17 protein-coding genes are annotated in these 20,135 nt (G+C 40.5%); 13 read left to right on the top strand and 4 right to left on the bottom strand.

Annotation, left to right across the window (positions count from 1 at the left end):
• Positions 1–14: 14 nt before the first annotated feature.
• Positions 15–647, bottom strand: a complete 633-nt coding sequence (locus ACOJRU_RS12505; protein ID WP_421132071.1) for an XrtA/PEP-CTERM system exopolysaccharide export protein — start codon at positions 645–647, stop codon at positions 15–17.
• A gap of 152 nt (positions 648–799) precedes the next feature.
• Between ACOJRU_RS12505 and ACOJRU_RS12500 the strand changes: the two genes are divergently transcribed.
• The 13 genes from ACOJRU_RS12500 to ACOJRU_RS12440 all read left to right on the top strand — a co-directional run bounded on the left by ACOJRU_RS12500 (position 800) and on the right by ACOJRU_RS12440 (position 16,729).
• Positions 800–2,212 (top strand): TIGR03013 family XrtA/PEP-CTERM system glycosyltransferase, encoded by a 1,413-nt coding sequence (locus ACOJRU_RS12500; protein WP_421132070.1) that lies wholly within the window; start codon positions 800–802, stop codon positions 2,210–2,212.
• 14 nt (positions 2,213–2,226) lie between these two features.
• The gene (locus ACOJRU_RS12495) at positions 2,227–3,066 is read left to right on the top strand and encodes an XrtA system polysaccharide deacetylase (protein WP_421132069.1); all 840 of its coding nucleotides are present in this window, start codon (positions 2,227–2,229) and stop codon (positions 3,064–3,066) included.
• A 63-nt stretch (positions 3,067–3,129) separates the two neighbouring features.
• A complete protein-coding gene (gene xrtA, locus ACOJRU_RS12490; RefSeq protein ID WP_421132068.1) occupies positions 3,130–4,602 on the top strand; it encodes an exosortase A in 1,473 nt (490 codons plus the stop codon).
• A 40-nt stretch (positions 4,603–4,642) separates the two neighbouring features.
• Positions 4,643–6,934 (top strand): hypothetical protein, encoded by a 2,292-nt coding sequence (locus ACOJRU_RS12485; protein WP_421132067.1) that lies wholly within the window; start codon positions 4,643–4,645, stop codon positions 6,932–6,934.
• Between the two features lie 2 nt (positions 6,935–6,936).
• Positions 6,937–8,424 carry an oligosaccharide flippase family protein gene (locus ACOJRU_RS12480; protein WP_421132066.1) on the top strand — a complete coding sequence of 496 codons (1,488 nt, stop codon included), beginning with the start codon at positions 6,937–6,939 and terminating at the stop codon, positions 8,422–8,424.
• Positions 8,425–9,621 (top strand): AGE family epimerase/isomerase, encoded by a 1,197-nt coding sequence (locus tag ACOJRU_RS12475; protein ID WP_421132065.1) that lies wholly within the window; start codon positions 8,425–8,427, stop codon positions 9,619–9,621.
• A 17-nt stretch (positions 9,622–9,638) separates the two neighbouring features.
• Positions 9,639–10,586, top strand: coding sequence for a hypothetical protein (locus ACOJRU_RS12470; protein WP_421132064.1), 948 nt, complete (start codon positions 9,639–9,641; stop codon positions 10,584–10,586).
• Between the two features lie 149 nt (positions 10,587–10,735).
• Complete coding sequence (locus tag ACOJRU_RS12465; RefSeq protein ID WP_421132063.1) at positions 10,736–11,782, top strand: glycosyltransferase family 2 protein; 1,047 nt, start codon at positions 10,736–10,738, stop codon at positions 11,780–11,782.
• On the top strand, positions 11,782–12,690 hold the full coding sequence (locus ACOJRU_RS12460) for a glycosyltransferase family 2 protein (RefSeq protein ID WP_421134764.1): 909 nt from the start codon (positions 11,782–11,784) through the stop codon (positions 12,688–12,690). The genes ACOJRU_RS12465 and ACOJRU_RS12460 overlap by 1 nt, the downstream gene beginning before the upstream one ends.
• Complete coding sequence (locus tag ACOJRU_RS12455; RefSeq protein ID WP_421132062.1) at positions 12,690–14,141, top strand: oligosaccharide flippase family protein; 1,452 nt, start codon at positions 12,690–12,692, stop codon at positions 14,139–14,141. Before ACOJRU_RS12460 ends, ACOJRU_RS12455 begins: the two co-directional genes overlap by 1 nt.
• On the top strand, positions 14,110–15,030 hold the full coding sequence (locus ACOJRU_RS12450) for a polysaccharide pyruvyl transferase family protein (protein WP_421132061.1): 921 nt from the start codon (positions 14,110–14,112) through the stop codon (positions 15,028–15,030). The genes ACOJRU_RS12455 and ACOJRU_RS12450 overlap by 32 nt, the downstream gene beginning before the upstream one ends.
• A 60-nt stretch (positions 15,031–15,090) precedes the next feature.
• Positions 15,091–16,020 carry a polysaccharide pyruvyl transferase family protein gene (locus ACOJRU_RS12445; protein ID WP_421132060.1) on the top strand — a complete coding sequence of 310 codons (930 nt, stop codon included), beginning with the start codon at positions 15,091–15,093 and terminating at the stop codon, positions 16,018–16,020.
• Between the two features lie 79 nt (positions 16,021–16,099).
• The gene (locus tag ACOJRU_RS12440) at positions 16,100–16,729 is read left to right on the top strand and encodes a sulfotransferase family 2 domain-containing protein (RefSeq protein WP_421132059.1); all 630 of its coding nucleotides are present in this window, start codon (positions 16,100–16,102) and stop codon (positions 16,727–16,729) included.
• Positions 16,730–16,816: 87 nt separating this feature from the next.
• Here ACOJRU_RS12440 and ACOJRU_RS12435 read toward each other — a convergent pair whose 3' ends face one another.
• From ACOJRU_RS12435 to ACOJRU_RS12425, 3 genes are read right to left on the bottom strand one after another with little or no spacing between them, the layout of a single operon-like run.
• On the bottom strand, positions 16,817–17,617 hold the full coding sequence (locus tag ACOJRU_RS12435) for a sulfotransferase family protein (protein WP_421132058.1): 801 nt from the start codon (positions 17,615–17,617) through the stop codon (positions 16,817–16,819).
• Positions 17,614–18,954, bottom strand: coding sequence for an O-antigen ligase family protein (locus ACOJRU_RS12430; protein WP_421132057.1), 1,341 nt, complete (start codon positions 18,952–18,954; stop codon positions 17,614–17,616). The genes ACOJRU_RS12435 and ACOJRU_RS12430 overlap by 4 nt, the downstream gene beginning before the upstream one ends.
• Entirely contained in the window at positions 18,951–20,135 is a 1,185-nt protein-coding gene (locus ACOJRU_RS12425) for a glycosyltransferase family 4 protein (RefSeq protein ID WP_421132056.1), read from the bottom strand. Before ACOJRU_RS12425 ends, ACOJRU_RS12430 begins: the two co-directional genes overlap by 4 nt.

The raw sequence follows: 20,135 nt of genomic DNA, 5'->3' as shown, positions 1-20,135 counted from the left end.
GTTTACTGCTAGAACTAGAACCAAGCTTCTGGAATGATAACAATGTCGCCTGGCAACATGTCGACATTCTCTGAAATATCACCATCACGAATTAAATCGTCTATGTTAATATCAAACGTAGTTTGTTTGTTATTGATTACACGTACCAGTTTAGCGCCATTTCCATTGGCAAATTCAGTTAACCCGCCCACTGCAATCATCAGGTCTAGTAACGTCATATGCTCCGTGTAATTCACAGCGCTAGGGTTGGTTGCTTCACCAATAACGCGCACTTGCTCGCTTAACGGGCCAGTAAAGTTGTTTACGCTAACGGTAACGCGGGGGTTATTAATATAAGTAGATAGCTGCTCTTCAATTTCACGGGCTAGCATAGTAGGCGTTCTACCTGCCACATCGATGTCTTCAACAAGCGAGGTGGTTACTTTGCCGTCTGGGCGCACAATAAACTGCCCCGACACTTCAGGGTTACGCCATACAAAAATGGTAAGCGAGTCGCCTGGGCCAATTAAGTATTGGTAGTCGTTCACGTCGGTTGTTAACGACGCCCTGGTAGTAGACTGAGGGAGTGACCCTGTATTACTACAGCCTGAAATGGATAGTGTTAGTAGTACTGCAAAACAAATTTGTAAGCGTTTAAAGCTCAACATAAGAGATCATCCTACACTCATTATGGTTAAATTCTAACTTTCGGTGGATACCCTACGGTAAATGTCACTATAATGCCAACAACAATTCTAGTCTATTAGAATAAATCCCTTTATAGTGGGAGTTATAGCGGTAGTTTTTTTGGGGGCCAGGGGTGGCAGTTAATAAAAGAAATCAGAATAAACGCTCAAATATATTAGTTGCTACTGAGGCAGTGCTCATAGCGTACATGGGGTATATTTCGCATTTTATCCTTACTCAGCTTGGCTTAGCAGCTAATGTCGATATAGAAAAGTTAATCGTAAACGTTGGGTTACTTACCGTTTCCATTCTTTTATGTTCACTGTCGGTTGGGTTGTATGAAGCTAAATTGCGTGAGACCTTCAGGGGAATAATTCGCAGAATTTTTGTCAGTGTTGGGCTAAGTTATTTTCTAGTAGAAATAGTTAGTAGGGCGTTTTTCGACCAGCTGGTCATGGATTCGTATTTTTTACCTGCAGCCGTTGGTGCAATTATTGTTACGCTGGTGGTGTTTCGCTATTTTACTAACCGCTTAGGTTTGCTTGGTTTAGGCAAAGTGCGCATCGTTGTACTGGGCGCGGGCGAGCGCGCTTCTATAATAGAAAAGCGTATGCGTCGCGATGTAGACCGCATAGCATTTGATTTGTTGGGTTTTGTGCCTATTCCCGGCGATAATCGCGAAGACGGTATAAAGCAAGAAAAAATCATTCATGTAAAAGTAGATGAAAGTTTTCAACAGTTTATTCTTGATAACGACATCGAAGAAATAGTAATTGCCTGCGACCAGCGCCGAGGCACCTTACCTGTTGAAGTGCTTTTTGAGTGCAGGCTACGTGGCATAGAAGTTACCGAGTTGCTCGATTTTATGGAGCGCGAAACTGGGCAAATAGTAGTAAACCTTATGTACCCTAGCTGGGTTATTTATTCCAATGGCTTTCAAAGCCAAAACTATCTTCGAGATGCGCTAGATTACACATTAAACGCCTTTTTAGCGTTTATCGTGTTCTTCTTTGTTTGGCCCATTATGCTATTCACAGGCTTGTTTATTTATTTGGATGATGGCTTTAGAACCGGCGTGTCGGTGTTTTATAAGCAAGAGCGTGTTGGTTTAAACGGGCAGCTTTTCAAAATTATTAAATTTAGAAGTATGCGTCCTGACGCTGAAAAAGACGGTGCCAAGTGGGCGTCGAAGAACGACAGCAGGGTAACCCGCATTGGTAATTTTATTCGTAAATACCGTGTAGATGAGTTACCTCAACTGCTTAATGTGTTTAAAGGTGAGATGGCGTTTATTGGGCCGCGACCAGAACGCCCCGAATTTGTTGAGCAATTAGTAAAAGAAGTACCCTATTATAACCAGCGTCATAACGTAAAGCCTGGTTTGGCGGGGTGGGCGCAGCTTAACTACCCATATGGAGCCAGTGTCGAAGATTCTATGGAAAAATTGAAGTTCGACCTTTACTACGTTAAACATCAAAGCTTACTGTTAGATATTTTAATATTAATACGTACCGTAGAAGTGGTACTTTTCGGCAAAGGCCGTTAGAAAAGGCGATGATAATGAAGTTAGATGGTCGCCTTAATGCGATGACGGTAGACGTAGAAGACTACTTTCAGGTTTCCGCCTTTGAAGGCGTAGTGGACAAAAAAGACTGGAACAGCATAAGTTTACGAGTGGGCGATAACACGCATCGCTTGCTTGACTTGTTTGCAGAAAATAACGTTAAAAGCACCTTCTTTACGCTTGGCTGGGTAGCTAAACGTTGCCCCGACGTAATAAGGCGCATAGTAGATGAAGGTCACGAGCTGGCAAGCCACGGGTTAGAACACCAGCGCGCTACAACCATGTCGAAAGAACAGCTTTTTGACGATATAAAACAAAGCAAAGACATTCTTGAAGATATAGGCGGCGTGGCATTAAAAGGGTACCGTGCCCCAAGCTTTTCCATTAACGATTCGAACACATGGGCTTATGACATTCTTAAAGAATTAGGTTTTGTGTATTCGTCCAGTACTTACCCCATTAAACACGACTTATATGGCGTGCCTGAATGGCCCAGGTTTAAATATCAGCGAGACAACGGCCTGATTGAAATCCCTATCCCTACGGTACGAAAAAAAGGCAATAACGTAGGTATTGGCGGCGGAGGGTATTTTAGGTTGTACCCGTATTGGCTATCTAAGCGCCGTATTAGTGAATTTATGAAAACTGAAAGTGCGCCGTATAGTTTTTATTTTCACCCGTGGGAGATAGATGCGCAGCAGCCTAAATTCGACGCCGCCCCCTTTAAATCGAAAGTGCGCCATTATATCAACCTTTCGAAAATGGAAGGCAAGGTAGCGCGGTTACTAAAAGATTTTAATTGGACAACCATGCAGGCTGCTTATCACATCGAATAAACCTATTCGGCGTTTTGTACACTCACACTAGCCAATAAAAATAAAAAAGAGGGCAACGTAGCAATGGACAATGTAACTGCTCAAAAGGCGAATGCATCGCAAAATGGTGGTGATTTTTCGTTCGGCGCTAACAAAGCATTTTACCTCTCTTTTGTATTAATACTTAGCTTATGGGTAGTGTTCACTTGGCAAGGTTTAACCACTGTTATAAGCGTTTGGTACGGCAATGAAATCTTCAATCACGGTTTTTTCATCGTACCTGGCGCGCTGTACCTTATTTACCTCAAGCGACAAGAGCTACTTTCTACACCTATCCAAACTACGCCGCTTGCATTTATCGTTATTCTACCTGCTATTCTTTTATATGTAGTAGGGGTTGCCGGTGACGTTCAGCTTTTTATGCATGCTGCTACTTTTACCTTGTTGCCTGCACTTATTTGGCTAATGGTAGGTACCACGGCCGCTAGGGTCATACTATTCCCACTGTGCTTTATGCTTTTTAGCGTGCCAGTGGGCGAACAGCTAATTCCCTATTTACAAGAAATTGCAGCCGATGGCTCGGTTGCACTGCTAAGGCTGTCAGGAATACCGTTATTTCGCAGCGGTTTATATATCGAAATACCACAGGGGCGTTTTCTTGTGGCCGAAGCTTGTTCGGGCGTAAGCTTTTTTATAGCCAGCTTTGTTATTGGTAGTTTGTATGCTTATTTAAACTTGGTATCGGTAAAGCGCCGCGCTATTTTTGTGGCAATATCGTTGCTATTCCCAATTATGGCTAATGTTATCCGGGTGTATGGCATCATACTTATTGCTTACTGGACCGATATGGAACACGCTGCCGGTGCCGACCATTTAATTTATGGCTGGTTCTTTTTCGCGTTTGTCATTATTTGTTTATTGGGTATTGGTGAGTTGATGAGGCAGCAAGCAACACCTAAGCCTAATTTAGCATTGCTTGCTCCCGCAGCTGGCGTGAGACGTTCTGTTGTTTTTGCTGCGGTAATTGCATGTTCCGCAGCAACATTATGGGTGGCGAAAATATCAAATTTAGGCAATACCCCATTATCAGTTCCTTCGCCTGTACTTAGCGGTGTAACGACTGATACATGTAAGCAAAGTGTATGGAACCCTTTAATTCAAAACCCAGATATAGAAGAAGAGGCTTTCATAGAAGGCACTAATTGTAGGGTAAAAGTTCATACAGCTTGGTTCAGTGAGCAAGACAACGAGTTAGTAAGCGATTTACATAGAGTGTTCGACCCCGAACGTTTTTCTTTACGGGGTACGCGGACCTTGAACATAAACCAATACAATTTTGTTGTTTACGACGTAGTTTCTTTAAGTGGCAAAACCTTGAGCATAGTAAAGTGGTACGAGATTGAAGGCACGGTGTTCACGAGTGCTATTCAGGCAAAACTCCGTCAAACAGTGAACGTTCTAGCGGGTAAAAATACCGGCGGTAGATTGTGGGTAGCGATGTCTGAAGACGAAGACCTAAAGGTGCTTGGTCAAACTTTTGTGCAATTACAGCATTAATACTTTATTAACCTCTTAATCGCACGGAGTAAGCGACCAAATGAAAAATGCCATCTTATCCTCTCGTGGTTCGCTAACACTATTTTTTGCAGTGCTTTTGGCTTTGTTCGCATGCGTGGGCTTATTTACTTTCCCTTCTTACCACATTCCCTTACTGCTTGCGGCTTTAGTTTATATTGTTGCGTTGCGTTACTTAGATTTTATTTGGCTTTATGTGCTTCTATTTGCCACTTTCGCGATAAATTTAGCCCCGTGGACAGGGCGATATTTGGTAGACGAACTAGATATATTTGTTGCGATCACTGGGGCTTATTTTTTCATTAAATACCGAAATGAATACGAAGTATCGCGCCACTTCCTTCTTAGTGTAGTGCTAGTTGTATTTTGTTTATTAACATCGTTTGACTCTTCGTGGTTTAACGTATTCGAGCCGCTCTCTGTCAATTTCTATGTTTCGCCGTTAAACGGCTTCGTTATATTTAAGGGCTTGGTATGGGCATTAGTATTGGTGTGGGCGTTTAATCAACAAAAACGGAGTGATAGTACAAGAGCACTGAAGCATCTTCTGCAGGCTAGTATGGTAGCGGCGTTTGCGTCATTTATAATTGTGATGTGGGAAAAGCAGGTGCTTGGAACGTTATTTTCAGGCGCAGATGTTTATACCAAGATAAACACTTTTTTCAACCTAAGTTCCGCTTATAGAACAACAGGTATTGTAAGTGGTATGCATACCGGTGGTGAGAGTATTGATGGCCTTTACCTTACGTTACTCCCCCTTGTGTTTGGCGCTTGTTTCTTTTTTAAACAAAATGTAATTCGGTTTATTGCGATTGCAGCGGTTGTTGCAGTTATGTATTGCGTATTAATGGGGTTCACCCGCGCAACATACGCAGCAAGCTTCATTTCAATGGCTGTATGTAGCACCCTGTATTTTTTTGAAAAATGGCGTAATAACCCAGCACCGAATGCAGAGTTCATAGGTAGTGTAGGCCAGTCCAACATGTCAATTGGTTTAGTTATTGCAAATGTGTTGGTCTATTCGTTATTAGTCTATTCGGTTTACGCACTGCACCAATACACGGGCTATTACGCCGAGCTATCAGCGGGTTTGTTGTATGCAATAACTGTTTCTTTAAGCCAGATGCGTAGCATAAATTTGTACGCAAAGCTTTTTGGTATGAGTTTAGGTTTTATCGGCTTTTTCTATATAAATGTTGATAGTTTGAATAATAGCCAGTGGGTTGATGTTAATACGGTGGCTACATCAGTACTTTATACGGCCATTAGCTTGCCGCTTATTGCGTTCTTATCGCTTTTTGTCATAAAACGCCGCCGCGTGTTCGAGTTACCGCGCTTAGCTACCGAAACGATTATACTAGTGTTAATTGGTGTGTTAATGGCGGCGGCTTTTTCTGGTGCCCGAATTAACATTAGGGCCGAAACCAGTGCTAGTGATTTAAATACGCGAATGGAACATTGGCAAGGTATTGTTGATAGCGGAAGGTGGAGTGCTACAGATATAGCGCTAGGGCACGGTTTAGGAACTATGCCAGCTAATTATGCGCTATCTGGCGAAGGCGAATTAGACAGAATTGGTACCTTCAAGATAGATCCGCAAAACGGTGTGTTAACGGTTATACCAGGTTCAGACCTGATGCTCACTCAAAGAACACCTATTGATTCAAATGGCGCGTATTTGTTTGAAATAACGTATTCAGCGAATGAAGAGGTAAAGGTAGCAGTAGCGCTATGTAGGCGTAATATGATCATTTTTGAGTTTTGGGCTCACGGATGTGGCAACATAATTCGGCGTACGCTACCTTCTACTAACAACGGTGGCAGCAATACCTATTTAATGGGGCTCACCGCTACTGAAGACACCTTTTTTGGATTACCCGGTGCCCTTACACTAAAAACAACGTCGGGCAATGTTCCCATCGCTATTGAGTCTATTTCGCTAGTTAATGCAAATGGCGCACAACTTCTTAAGAATAATTCGTTCGATAATGGGGGCGACTTCTGGTTCTTCTATTATGATTTTGAGCATTTAGTTTGGCACATTAAAAATTTATATTTGAGTTTTTCGTACCAGTTTGGCGTTATAGGGGCATTATTAATAGGTGCTTTGATTGTGTCAGCCGCTATCGCGTTTCGCTCGAAGAACCAGTTGCTTAGTTTACCCGCAGCTATATTTAGTGCATTTTTAGCCGGGCAGTTTGCTTTTGGCTTATTTGGAGACCCTCTCGATTCATCACGTACCAACATGTGGTTTTTCTTCATATTATTTGGTGCGTTACTTCCGCCTCATAAAAGCCAGCCTCGACCGATTTAGCCATGCTAAATGCCAATAAGTTCATTAATAGTGCTTTTTTCTCCGTTGCGGCAAAATTATTGGGGAAAACGCTTGGCCTTATCAGTACCGTAATTGTTGCGCGTATTTTAACGCCGGAAGACTTTGGCTTCATCGCCATAATAAGTATGGCATTGTATTTTTTTGATATTCTCTCGCACGCTGCTGGTGAACAATACATTATTCAAAAGGGAAGGGTAGCATTCTACGATTTACATACTGCTTGGACATTGAACTTAATACTCAAAGTGTTGATAGCAATAGTGCTTGTTATAAGTGCAGGTAGTGTTTCCTTATTCTTTGATAAACCTCAGCTAAGCAGTGCGATAATGTTAAGTGCGACTATTCTGCCGCTTCAAGCGCTTAAGTCACATAAAATAATGCTGCTTAAACGGCAACTTCGCTTTAAGCCTCTGTTTTGGCTTTCTTTTCTTGAGCGGGTTTTCGCGCTTCCCGTATTAATAACATTAGCTTTTTTACTGGGTGATTATTGGGCGTTCCTCATAACCGATGTAATGGTCGCTATGTTTGGTTTGCTGCTTTCGTTCTTCATGCTGAAGGGGTTGCCACGCTTAACGTTAAGGTGTTTCGGAAAACAGTGGCGCTTTTCTCAATGGATGCTTGGCAAACACCTATTAGGCTATGCACGTTCTCAAATAGACACATTGGTAGTTGCAAAAGTCTTCACCGCTTCAATGTTAGGGAATTACCACATGGCGCGCGACCTTGCCATGATGCCGGCACATTATTTGCTTAGCCCCGCAATTGAGCCATTACTCGCCGTGTTAAAAAATGATAGGGCAAACAAACGTGAATTGTTAAACAACGTTGCGTTTGCATTGTTAGTTGTTGTTTCTATTAGTCTTCCTATTCTAGCTATTTTGACGCTGTATTCGAAACCTATTGTATATGTACTTTTGGGCGAGAAATGGCACATGGCAGCGCAATTACTGCCGGTGCTGTCCATATTGTTTTTTTATTGGTGCATTGTTCAAGTACTAGATGCCGCTTTAATTGCTCTTGATAAAGTACGGTTCTTATTTTTGTTCGATGTTGCGTCGTTAGCTGTAGTTGGCTTAACGCTAATGATGGGGATTTTTTATAACGCAACGTTATTAGAGCTTGCCTGGTATCGTGCGCTATCTGGTCTGTTCACCGCTTGTGTTTTGTTGATATGGGTATTCATCGGGCATTGGAACTTGCTGAAAGCCCTTTTAAAGCTTGTTGCCATCGTTGTTGCCCTTACAGGGCTTGCGATGAGTACAGTTTGGCTTACAGGCTTTAGTGAATTTTCTAGTGCTTCTGTATCAATTAGTTATGTCTTACAAACCGGTGTTTCTCTGGCTACATTCTCTGTAATATATACAGCTCTGTTCTTACTATTCCTGACAAAATCGAAGCACTACCATATAGTCAGACTAAAACAGCTAGTTGCGTTGTATTTACCTACCTCATTAACACGGAAGTTTTAGATGAAAAAAACAGTAGTTATTCCTTGGATATTCTTATTTTTGCTATTCGGCCCTAACGATGATGCACGAGCAGAAGGCAGTATACTTAGCGCAACGTTGGCCAAATCACAAATGATGCAGATCATTACCCCACGACTAGACTGGGCATTGGCGAATAACAATTATGCAGTACAAACGTTTGACGCAGATTGGGAGGTGGTGCCTAACGACTCTATTGCCTTATATCAGCAAGCAAGACAAGTGTATATTTTTGCAAAAGGTTTTGAGGCGACAAGCGATAACCGTTACCTTATTGCAATGATTAAAAGCGCTGATTTTATGATAGATCATATGTACGACAAGTCGACGTCAAACTGGTTTGCAAGCGTAAGTAGAGATAGCTTATTACAGCGCAGCCACCCAAAGGAATATGATACTGCATTTGCGCTTTTTGCCATGGCACATGCGTATGACGCTTCAAAAGAAAAACGGTATTTAGACAAGGCCTTGGCAACATGGATGTTAAGTGATTTGGCGACTGGCTTTTTGCTTGCCAAAAGCAAAGAGAGTAGCAGTGCTGAAAATATTATTAATAGCGGAACATGGTCTACAAACGCATTAATGCATTTGTTTGAGGCACTTCTAGCATTACATGACGTTACCAAAAGTGGCACTGTTTGGCAGGATATTGAGACAATTGCGAGCTTTGTCGCCACTTCGTTAATACAAGAAGAAAGCTACGTAGCAGAATATTACGAAAACGTAAACCAGCCACTCGCAATTAGTGACGGTGGTTACGTTGAGTTAGGCCATCAAATAGAGTGGGCGTACTTGCTTCATACTGCGGTGGATAAAGGGCTTGATACTAGGTATAGAATCATAGCAAATTCACTAGTTGAATATGCATTAATGGTTGGCTGGAATGACTCGGAAGGTAGCCTAGGAGGAAGCGCTGACTACAGCATGAATTTGGTTGAAAAGCAGCCTGTTTGGTGGGCGCAAGCAGAATTTATGAAGCTGAACCTATACTTTATCAAGCGTAAATTTGATACGAGTAAGAGTAAATATCTTTTGTCTAGCAGTTACAGTTTCATAGTAAATAGCTTTCTCGATTATAAAACCGGAGGGTGGTTCTTTAGTAGTCAAGAAGGCAAAAGAAGGCCTGTGGGATACCATCCAGTGGGAATGTATAGTGAAGAGCTAATTGAGTATTATTAATATAGGTAATTAAGTTAATGAATTTAAATGATTTTAAAGAAAAGATATCCAGGAAGGTTCAGGAGTCTCGTTTAAATAGTGTGCTGAAAGGGTATTTACATTTAGAACCTATCGAATCAAATGCCGGGGCAGAAGTTACGGTAATGACTCAGTTATACGCAAAAGCTATCTATATGGGTATTGCTGCTATGCACTCCCTAGTGGAAAAATTAGAGTGTTCTGTCAATATCGAAATTATTGACGATGGTAGTTTAACGAAACAGCACCATCAAATCCTACTCAATGTGTTTCCTGGCCTAACGATTACAAAAATAAAGAATATAGCTCGACATGGCTGTCCGTCGGGCGGATGTTGGGAGCGCTTACTGAGAATTCAAGAGCTCACAAATGACTATTACGTCATTCAAGTTGATACAGATATCTTGGTAATAAATGATATTGACGAAATTAACGATTGCATAACTAGAAATCGTGCTTTCATTTCATCATCGCCGGATTGGCCGCAGCCAGTTAGCATAGACGAAATAGTAGAATATGCGTCAAAATCTGGTAGTCAAAATATTCAGTTTGAATCTGAAAGGCAACTCGCAAAAATTAAGTCGATAGAGTTAAACCGTTATGTAAGGGGGTGCGCAGCATTTACCGGCTTTCCGAAAGGCGCCGAGCTTACAGGTAAGCTATCTAAGTTTTCCCAAGAAATGGAGTCGATATTAGGTAAGCGTTGGCTTGAATGGGGAACAGAGCAGTTTGCATGCAATACAATGATTGCGTTGTGTGAAGAGCTTATGGTTCTTCCTTGGCCTAAATATCAGAATTTTTGTTTTCCAGAATTTAAACCGTTAATAGAGGGCTCGAGTTTTAGCGACGAGGTATCAGTAATCCATTTTATAGGAAGTAACCGGTTCAAATATAATGTATATTTGAATTACGCGAAGGCCTTACTGAAGTCGCTTTCAAAAAAGTAACACTAGCTATCTAATCGGTCAAGGCTCGAGGCTTTTAATAAGTTGTTGATAGCAACCTAAAGAAGAAAATACTGAACTCAAGTATTGTTAATTGTTAGTCTAATTCCCGTAAATATAGTTACCGGAGCAAGTTTGCGTATTGGAGCACCATGAACTCGGAAAATTCAAGTCTACCGGTATCGGTAATCGTTCCACTTTACAACCGAGAGGCTTTTCTTCCCCAACTTCTTAGAACTTTGGAGTCTCAAACATTTAAAGAGTTTGAGCTTATTCTTATTGACGATGGAAGCAGCGATGGCACCCATGCGTGGATAGAAAAACATTTTCAGGAATCTGTCCTGACTTATCAATATGTATACCAGGATAATGGCGGGCCCTATAAAGCACGTAACAACGGTTTAAAACACGCAAAAGGTAAATATATAGTCCTTTTTGATAGCGACGATGAGTGGCCAGATTATCATTTAAAGCAATTTTTTGATGCTATGGAGTCGAACAAAGACGTTGACTGGATTTTTGCGAGCATAGAAATAATAGAGCACGAAAGTCGAAATGTATTGCAAGAGTCAAACTTCGTTGACAAAAATGGTAATGAGCACCCTGTCATTTCACTTCAATCTGAAGGTAGGCTTGTTGCTGAGGGACAAATTAAGGTTATTACAGACCAGAGGCTTCCTGAGACGATGATAGAGCACACACTTCCCGGTAGCATGCAATGTTCAATAATCAGAAGGTCTGTGTTCGACAGTCATTTGTTTGACGACAGCTTTAGAACCGCATACGACCGTTTCTTTTGCATGAAGACTGCGATCAAAGGGTTTAAGTTTGCGTATCTAAACAATACTCATCTTATTTATCATGTTCATGATGACAATATATCTACCGTATCAGCTAATACCCCAGCTGAAAAATTAAAGAAAAGCGCGATAACAATGATTAGGGGATATAAATTAATTGAAAAAGAAGCAGTGAATTTAAAACAAAAAAAAGCAGCAAAGAAGCGTATTAGCGAAGTTCATGCGTGGGAGCTTTCCATGGCTGAACAGTCTTTAGGTGATTACCAGGCAAGCATAAGTGCCATTTGTGTCGCGATAAAAAATTATCCTCAAAATATTCTGTACTATAAAACGCTGCTTGCGACTTGCATCAAGTTAATCTCATCAAAAATAATCAATTTTATAAGGGAAGATAAGTGATGCTAGATGTTACTGTAGATGCAGTAATACCTCACTATGGTGAATTAACGCAGCTATTGAATATTTTGGACTGTTTCCAAATCGCTGATAAGCCGATTGGTTTTGGGAAGATTATAATTGTTGAAAACGGGCAAGAAGCAAACGCCTCAAATGTTGGCAATTTATACCCTAGCTTAAACATCGTTTACATTCATACAGAAACCGCAGGTCTAACCAATGCGAGAAATATAGGTGTCCATTCCAGCGAGGCTGAGTTCATTTTACTTCTTGATAACGATCTAAGTTTCAATAAGTCTTTTCTCAGCCAGTATTACGAGGCATTCTCTAAACGCGGGCAAATGTATTTTTATGGTGGCCAGATAGAGCCTGTATTCGAAAGCAGTCCTCACGAGTGGTTGCTTTATTACTGCCCTACGTCTGTAAAGGGGTTGTTTTTTGATGAAGATTCGGAAACGAGTAAGCCAGAGTTTTTAGGTGGCAATCACGCCATTTCTCGAAAAGCTATTGAATTCCTTATTAAGGAAAACGGTCAAGTATACGATGGAGAATCGGCTACTGCTGACTCAGGCGGTATTGGAGAGGAGACGCGCCTTCAGAGCTATTTGCTTGCTAAAGGCTTCAAAGGGTGGAAAGTGTCAGAAGCTACGGTGCTGCACCCTGTTCCAACAGAATCTCTAACTTATGAGTGGGTATGTAATCGTAGATACCGTGCTGGTGTTACTGCTGGAAGTACAGAGTTGGCAACTCATAAGTCTGTTCCTGTGTGGCTTTCTAAAATATTTTATTTAAGCTCTATTAAAGAGCAGGTTTTTTTGTTGTTTTCAAAGCGGCTCGCCCTTAAATATGGCGTTTCTCGGGCGTGGGCCAAAGGTGCTATTGACGCTATTAAAAACAGGACTTTGAAGTAGTGGCGTCATTTCGGTCAGCATTAAAATTTTCTTACCTTGGTGGTTATGCAGTAATAGTATTCCAACTTTTGACATCAATGGTCGTTGCTCGATTATTAGAACCTTCAGACTTTGGACTCTACTCTGTCGCAATGGTATTTGCAGTAATAGCCGAATTAATCAGAAATTTTGGGGTGAGTAATTACATAATAAAAGAGAAAGAGCTCACAACTCAAAAGCTCGAGTGTGCGCTTTTTCTTTTGATAGTAACGAGTTCGTTTGTTGCGGGGCTGCAATTTTTTATGGCAGTCCCGATTGGCAACTTTTATAACGAAGAGCGTTTGACTGCAGTATTGCAATTATTATCGCTTAACCTCGTGCTTATTCCGTTTGGTGCGATTACGAAGTCTCGTTTAAGACGAGAATTACGTATGAAAGAACTATCTATTATAGATGTAACTAGCAATTTAGTGGGTTCTCTCGTTACGCTTAGCCTTGCTTATATGGGGTGGGGGGTATTCTCACTGCCGCTAGGGCTAATAGCAGTATCACTTACTTCTGTTCTTATCACATTTTTTTTCCGATACGACGATAACCCCAAGCGTTTGAGAGTGAGGGGAAGCAAAGATATCTTCTCTTTTTCATCAATAGTTGGACTTACCGGAATTGTAAACCATATTGGGAATAGCTCTCAGGACTGGTTGTTAGGGAAACTTGTTGGAATGGAGAGCGTCGGTTTGTATTCTAGAGGCTCTTCCACTGTAGCGTTGTTTGATCGATTGGTGTCGAACCCTGTGAATTTGTTGATAGCCCCAGTTTTTGCAACCAAAGCAAATTCGGGAGAGGCAATAGTTCCCACATATATAAAGTTGACGTGTATTCAAGCATCAATTGCTTGGCCTTGTTTGATAACGCTAGCATATTTTTCAGAACCAATAATAAACCTGTTATACGGTGCACAATGGTTGCTCGTTTCAGATTTACTGGTCTGGATTTGTTTAGCCAAAATTTTGATGACTATTACTCAATATGCAAATGAGATCCTTGTCGGAGTTGGCAAAGCTAGTGAAGTTTTTTACGCGAACTTGTTGATGATGACCGTGAAAATAGCAATTTTAATTGCGTGTATTGACTTAGACTTAGTTTACATAGTAATGGCAGTATCGCTGTCTGTTCAAACGATTAGATTGTTCACATATCTGTTCATACTAAATCGCTCATTAAAGCTAGATGTCACTTTGTTAGTAAAAAAGCTTGCAAGGGTGGCGTTTGTTTGTGGTTTATCCGTTAGCCCTCTACTTTTATACGATAGAAATGAGGTAACGTTGACATTGGTTTTTCTACCATTCATTTCTCTTCTGATTTGGTTTTTCTTCTCGAAGGTAATGAAATTAGATGTTTATCTTGAAATAGACAGAGTAATTGAAAGGATGTATTTACGTGAAAACTTTAGAAAATATTTTTCTAGATAACAAAGATAAAAAGCATATATTTGTTCAACCTGGGGGGAATTGGGGCGATCATCTAATATACTTTGGGCTTGAATGCTTGGCTAAGAAAATTAACCTCAATTATGAAACATATAAGATTAATGAGTTTTTCGATTACGCCCCTAAACCTAATGAGGTGGTTTATATCCATGGTGGTGGTGCGTTTAACTCTTGGTCGACAGATGCGGGGTTTAGAGCTCTGAGGCATGCGATAAACTCAGATGCGGTAGATGTGATCTATGGACCTTGTACATGTTCTCAGGATGTTGATTTTTTAGAAGAGAAATTTGGCGAAATCATCAACGAAAATCGCAAATTTACGTTGTTCGCGAGAGAGCTAATAACTTATTCAATATTTAACAACTTAAATTGCTTGAATGGAAGCGCTGAAGTATTGTTAGACAATGATACAGCATTCCATGCGACTAAAGGTGCATTACAAGCGCTTGCTGGAGAAGAAAAATACAATTACTCTCTCTACGGTTACAGAAGTGATAAGGAAGATAGCGGTATAACGTTTTCGCCGACTCCGCAATTTTTACTCGTAGACCCGCCTGAAATAGCAAAGAGTTTCGCACACTGGGTTAGAATTCATCTACACGCAATAGAGATAGTAACCAATAGAACGCATTCTTCAATCGTTGGCTCTATTCTTGGGAAGCCGACTACGTTATTTGATAATAGTTACCATAAAAATAAAAGTATTTGGCAGTATAACCTTGAGGCTCGCGGGGTCAAATGGATAGACGCGACTGAAGCAATTGAGATTGTTGAACCAAAGGGGATCGCAAGGTTAATTCCGAAAAAGTTAAACAATAGTTGGAAACTTAATGCACTTTTTAGAAGGTTGAGAGGTTTTCCTCGGTGCTAAAATATAATTTTTCGACTAATTCAAATAAAATTTACGAACATATGCTTTAGGACTTAATTAATGAAATACTGCTTATATGAATATTCTAACTCTGATAACTTAGGAGATGAAGTACAAAGCATCGCAGCTAAGCGATTTCTACCCACAGTAGACTACTTCGTCGATAGAGATAATTGGGATTCAAGTAACATCAAGGAGCCCGCGAGGTTAATCGCTAACGGGTGGTATACGCATAATACAGAAACATGGCTACCATCAAATGAGTTTATCTCTCCATTGTTTATTTCATTCCACATTACGCCAAAAGCGCGTCCGGTATTTGAGAAAAAGGAGACATTGGAGTTTCTTCAGCGTCATGGGCCTATCGGCTGTCGTGATTTTGAAACTAAAGAGTTTTTGCTGGCTAGAGGGGTAGACGCTTACTTTTCTGGATGCTTAACGCTTACCCTGCAAACTCGCGATATACCAAGTAAGCACAATGCTACGGTATTTATGGATATCCCTGATCGTCTAGTTTCGAAGATGCCGACCAAACTGTTAGAGCAACAATTAACTGTTAAGCAGTACTACGATAAGGCTCTACTATTGCTTCAAAAAGTCGATAACAAGTTGGGTACTTCATTAGCTCGTAATATCGGTTTCAAAAGAGCACAAAAGCTTTTGGATACTTACAAGGGGGCCAGTCTTGTCATAACACAAAGGTTGCATTGCGCTCTACCTTGTACTGCCATTGGGACGCCCGTAGTTTTCCTTGTTCCTCATTATAATGACGCTCGTTATAAGGGTCTTATTTCACTGACTAACCATATGAGTTATGAAGAGTTTTTAGAGAATCCATCGAGTATATTAGAACTCGATAACAGAGATGCTGGTAAAGCAAAGCTGCTAGGTGAAAAGCTATCGGCGATTTGTAGTAAATTCATCGCTGATGGCACGAAGCCCGAGTGTATTGATTTGATGGTTGAATCTGGTGCTATAAAAAGTGAATAAATAATAGTTGGCGATCTACTTTAAATAGACGAATAGAGTATATTTTTGAATTAAAAGGAATTATTGGAGTTTCTGATATATGATCTTAGAAAAAACGCGATTGAATTTCCAGCGACCTAAAGGATGGATAAAAGGGTTTGCTAACACCAATTCGCTCTTTATTCATGTACCAAAAGCAGCTGGCACAAGTATTGCTGACGCACTGTATGGAGAAGACCCGTGGCACTACCCCCCAAGCCACTATGATTTTTTGTCAACGTCGCTAACTGATTCGTTATTTAAATTTACATTCGTGAGAAATCCTTATACTCGCCTAGCTTCAACTTATAAATATAGCTTCAAGCAGCTTCAAATAAACCCGAATACGTCAATAAAGTTTATTTGTCAGTTCAACTCGTTTGCAGATTTTGTAATGAATGGATTAACACAAAGTCTTGTAGACTCACATTATTTTCTCAAGCCTCAGATTCATTATAATGAAATGTTTAAAAGTAAATTCAACTTTGATTTTATTGGGCGGTTCGAAAACTTAGCCCATGACTTTGATACTGTAAAGCATCGCTTAGGCCTAAGCTGCAAGCTGCCCAATATAAATAAATCACCCCAGGATGTCTCTGCTATCTATAACGAAAAATTGGCAGAAATTGTATATAAATTCTATCAGGCAGATTTTAGAATGTTCAACTATGACAAAGAATCATATGCCTAAATTTTGCTAAACTATACCTCGAGCTTTTGGTAACTTTAACGCATAGTTTTAATAACTTATGCGTTTAGGTTTAGTCTATTTTATTGTTTATTTAGCTTTCCAGTGGGAAAGCTTAATTTGCAGCAATTCTTCAAGTTTTTCAATATCGTCCAAGAACTTGTTTTTGTGAATATTGTTCACATTCAACTCTTTTTTCCTACCACCTGTATTATAATTTTCCTTAATAACACTCCCTAACCAACCGGACTTGATATATTCAACTAATTTAGATAACCCCAATTTTTTAAGAAGCTCTTGAGTACGGGGAAATATTATTCTATTTACACGGCTATTTAAAACAGAGGGAGTAAAGCTGTCATCAACATTTAAGAAACCATAAACGCCCTTTAAAAATGACTGAGGTGTAGCTTGAAGTTCGTCATAAAATGCAAGATGTATATTATTGCGAGGAAAAGACTTAAGGATGTGCTCGACAAAAGTTGCTTGCATGCTTAGCGTACTAATTATTGGTACTTGTTCCATTGCTTCGTCAAAAGTCATTCCACTGCATTGATTTGTAACGCTTAATTGATAATGAGAATAGCTTCTTGCTACCGGCTCTCGTAAAATTAATATAATTTTGGTATTCGGCAGGGTAGCAGATATACGGTCAATAGCTGTCTTAATGTGGTAATAATTTGGTGAAAGTTCACCTATTGCTTTATGGTCAGTACCAGCGTTTTTGAAAAATGAAGCATAATATTCTATTCCTTTTTCAAAATGACTACTGAAGAAATTTAGCTCTTTTACCTCTGGCACATAAACTTCAGGATGTTCCTTTAGGCACTCGTATAACCACGTTGTGCCAGCTCTTTGTACGCCCACACAAATAAAGTTTGGAAGGGTCATAGGTTGTTCCTTTTTCGTAAAAAAGCTTCTTGCTTTGAAGGTTGGGGAGCGCTCTTGGCTAAATACATATTTAGACAGCAAGCAGAAAGCGCGACGAGCCAATATAATACTTCCGCACGCATTCTATTAATAAATGTCATGCAAACGATAAATGTTATAAAGCCACTACTTAAAGAAAGAACGAATGAACTGGTAATAAAGTCTTTTCGTTTCCACAATTCTTTTCTAACACTAGCGAAAGCTTTGAAGGTGTACCATATCATAAGCGTAAAAAACAAAAGGCCAAGAAAACCAGCTTCGGAAAGTGTTTCAAACCACGTTGAATGAACAGCCCGTTGCCGAGACTTTCCAGTGTCGATATGAGTTGGAATATAGTATGTTCCATAATATTGAAAGGCCCCCGCGCCGGCTCCGAAGGGGTAATCTTTAGCCATTTCTATTGAGGCAAGCCAGAAAAAGACGCGAGTTGAACCTGTTTCTTGCTCTTCGTTCAATGTCGACTGTTCTTGAACTGTCATCATTCGGTTAATAAAGGTATCGTCTGCCAGCCTAAAGAAAGCCCCCACAAAAAGTAGCATACCAAGAAAAATTGTACCTTTCTCCTTGGCTGTGAAAGCTTTATTTCTAAAGCTAATAAATAGAAAATAAGAAACGCCAGCGACAACGCCCAAAAATGCGCCTCTACTATTAATCAATATCAGCGAGTTAAGAGAAAAAATTAACCCAATAGAATATATCCCACGTTGGATTAACGATTTGTGAGCAATAAGCTTAGCTATAAATATCACAATAGTTGGGGCTAGTGCCGCTGCCACTAAGTTAGCATCGGGAGCATCCACCATTCCAACACCGGCCACTCGACCAGAGTTATCACGGCCCCATCCAAATATATAAAAAGCTAAAAGGAAAGCGCTCAGAAGGTATGTATCGACTATCCAAGAGATATGTTTTTTCTGAGTACATAATTTGACAATGAGAAATGTCACTGCTGCCACTGTAAGCAGAGCATCCATCGCTGAAACATGATATTGAAGATAAGGCGCATTAAAATAAGCGGCACAAAAACAAATAATGGTTAGCCACATAAATGCAATTTGAGGGTGTTTAAAGTATTTGTTTGGCCAGTATTTTCCAAACCCAATGAAGAATACGATTAACATTGTTAGCACAAGATAAAATTGTGCACCCAAGAACGGTAGGTAGCTTCCCCACCACTTATTTTGTGGGTTTAAGAAGTAATCGAGTTGGTACACCATAAAAATAAGCACTGGGCCATGCCGTAAAGACACTGCCAAGCCCGTTAAAAATGGTAATAAGTATAGTAGTGCGGATATCACTCGGTAGGCTCCAAGCGTTCTATGTTCTGTATTACCTCAGGGCCTTTTATCTCCCAGTCGAACTGCTCTGCATGTTTACGGGCACATACCCCCATTTTTTCGCGCTTTTCATTATCGTGCGCTAATAAAATCACGTGCTCAACAAGTTCATCTGGCGCACTACAATTTACGCTAAACCCTGTTTGTCCGTGTACTAATGTTTCTGGTGTGCCGCCAGACATACCTCCTATAACAGGTATGCCACAGGCTTGCGCCTCTATCATTACTATTCCAAAGCCTTCAATGTTACGCCCTACATCTCTATTGGGTAGAACGAAAACGTCTGCCTGTTGATAGCACGCCACCATGTCTTCGTCGCTTACATTGGGCATAAACCTAATGTTATCGTGTAAATTTAGTTCGTGCGTTAATTGTTTAAGGTATTCAATGCGAGGGCCGCTACCAATAATGGCATACAATGCATTGGGAACACTTTTCACAATATCAGCCATGGCCTTAACCATCATATCGTGTCCCTTGCGTTCCTCTAGTCGAGAAACTGTCACCAATACAAACCTGTCTGTCCAACCAAGCTTTTCGCGAGTATTTTCACAGCGGGGTGCGGGTACGAATGCAGATGTATTCGCCCCAGGGTTAACAATACAGCATTTATCTTTTTGAACATCCCAATGTTCAAGCAGCAAACGGTGCGAATTTTTACTATTACAAATTAGAAGGTTTGCTCGCTTAAGCACCGGGCGTAGCATGGCTGTCATACTTCGGCTGGTTGCGCTATTCTCAATATCTTCACCATGTATATAGCAATAATAAGGAATACCTTTAAAAAGCTTGAACAGCATGGCAACAAAGCCTTCAGGAATGCATCGCCCGCAATGAATTGCCGTTACATCGTATTGCTTTATGATTTTCCTAAGTTTTAGGAAAAGCTTGGTGTAAAAAATAAGGCCGCCAAGTGAAAATAGCGCCCAATCAGACCACGACGAATAATTAAAAGAAATTCTATGAATTTTTAGTTCGGCTTTACTATCAAAAAGAGTGTCACCTTCTGCGTTACCGGCAACAACAATGTATTTTTCGGCATCTTGGCGAGAGTATACCTCCCATAACCAACGGCCGCTTCCACCATGCATTGGTGGGAAGACTTCAGAGAAAACCAACTCTACTTTTTGTTTATCTTTCAC

The sequence above is a fragment of the Alteromonas algae genome, assembly GCF_049117195.1.
In the GTDB taxonomy this organism is placed as follows: domain Bacteria; phylum Pseudomonadota; class Gammaproteobacteria; order Enterobacterales; family Alteromonadaceae; genus Alteromonas.
Note: the sequence above shows the minus strand (reverse complement) of the source record. Positions and strands in the feature narration are given on the sequence as shown.

What these genes read in the sequence shown, in the direction of transcription:
- ACOJRU_RS12505 (WP_421132071.1), bottom strand. Translation starts at nt 647, where the DNA reads ATGTTGAGCTTTAAACGCTTACAAATTTGTTTTGCAGTACTACTAACA.
- ACOJRU_RS12495 (WP_421132069.1), top strand. Translation starts at nt 2,227, where the DNA reads ATGAAGTTAGATGGTCGCCTTAATGCGATGACGGTAGACGTAGAAGAC.
- xrtA (WP_421132068.1), top strand. Translation starts at nt 3,130, where the DNA reads ATGGACAATGTAACTGCTCAAAAGGCGAATGCATCGCAAAATGGTGGT.
- ACOJRU_RS12485 (WP_421132067.1), top strand. Translation starts at nt 4,643, where the DNA reads ATGAAAAATGCCATCTTATCCTCTCGTGGTTCGCTAACACTATTTTTT.
- ACOJRU_RS12480 (WP_421132066.1), top strand. Translation starts at nt 6,937, where the DNA reads ATGCTAAATGCCAATAAGTTCATTAATAGTGCTTTTTTCTCCGTTGCG.
- ACOJRU_RS12475 (WP_421132065.1), top strand. Translation starts at nt 8,425, where the DNA reads ATGAAAAAAACAGTAGTTATTCCTTGGATATTCTTATTTTTGCTATTC.
- ACOJRU_RS12470 (WP_421132064.1), top strand. Translation starts at nt 9,639, where the DNA reads ATGAATTTAAATGATTTTAAAGAAAAGATATCCAGGAAGGTTCAGGAG.
- ACOJRU_RS12465 (WP_421132063.1), top strand. Translation starts at nt 10,736, where the DNA reads ATGAACTCGGAAAATTCAAGTCTACCGGTATCGGTAATCGTTCCACTT.
- ACOJRU_RS12460 (WP_421134764.1), top strand. Translation starts at nt 11,782, where the DNA reads ATGCTAGATGTTACTGTAGATGCAGTAATACCTCACTATGGTGAATTA.
- ACOJRU_RS12445 (WP_421132060.1), top strand. Translation starts at nt 15,091, where the DNA reads ATGAAATACTGCTTATATGAATATTCTAACTCTGATAACTTAGGAGAT.
- ACOJRU_RS12440 (WP_421132059.1), top strand. Translation starts at nt 16,100, where the DNA reads ATGATCTTAGAAAAAACGCGATTGAATTTCCAGCGACCTAAAGGATGG.
- ACOJRU_RS12435 (WP_421132058.1), bottom strand. Translation starts at nt 17,617, where the DNA reads ATGACCCTTCCAAACTTTATTTGTGTGGGCGTACAAAGAGCTGGCACA.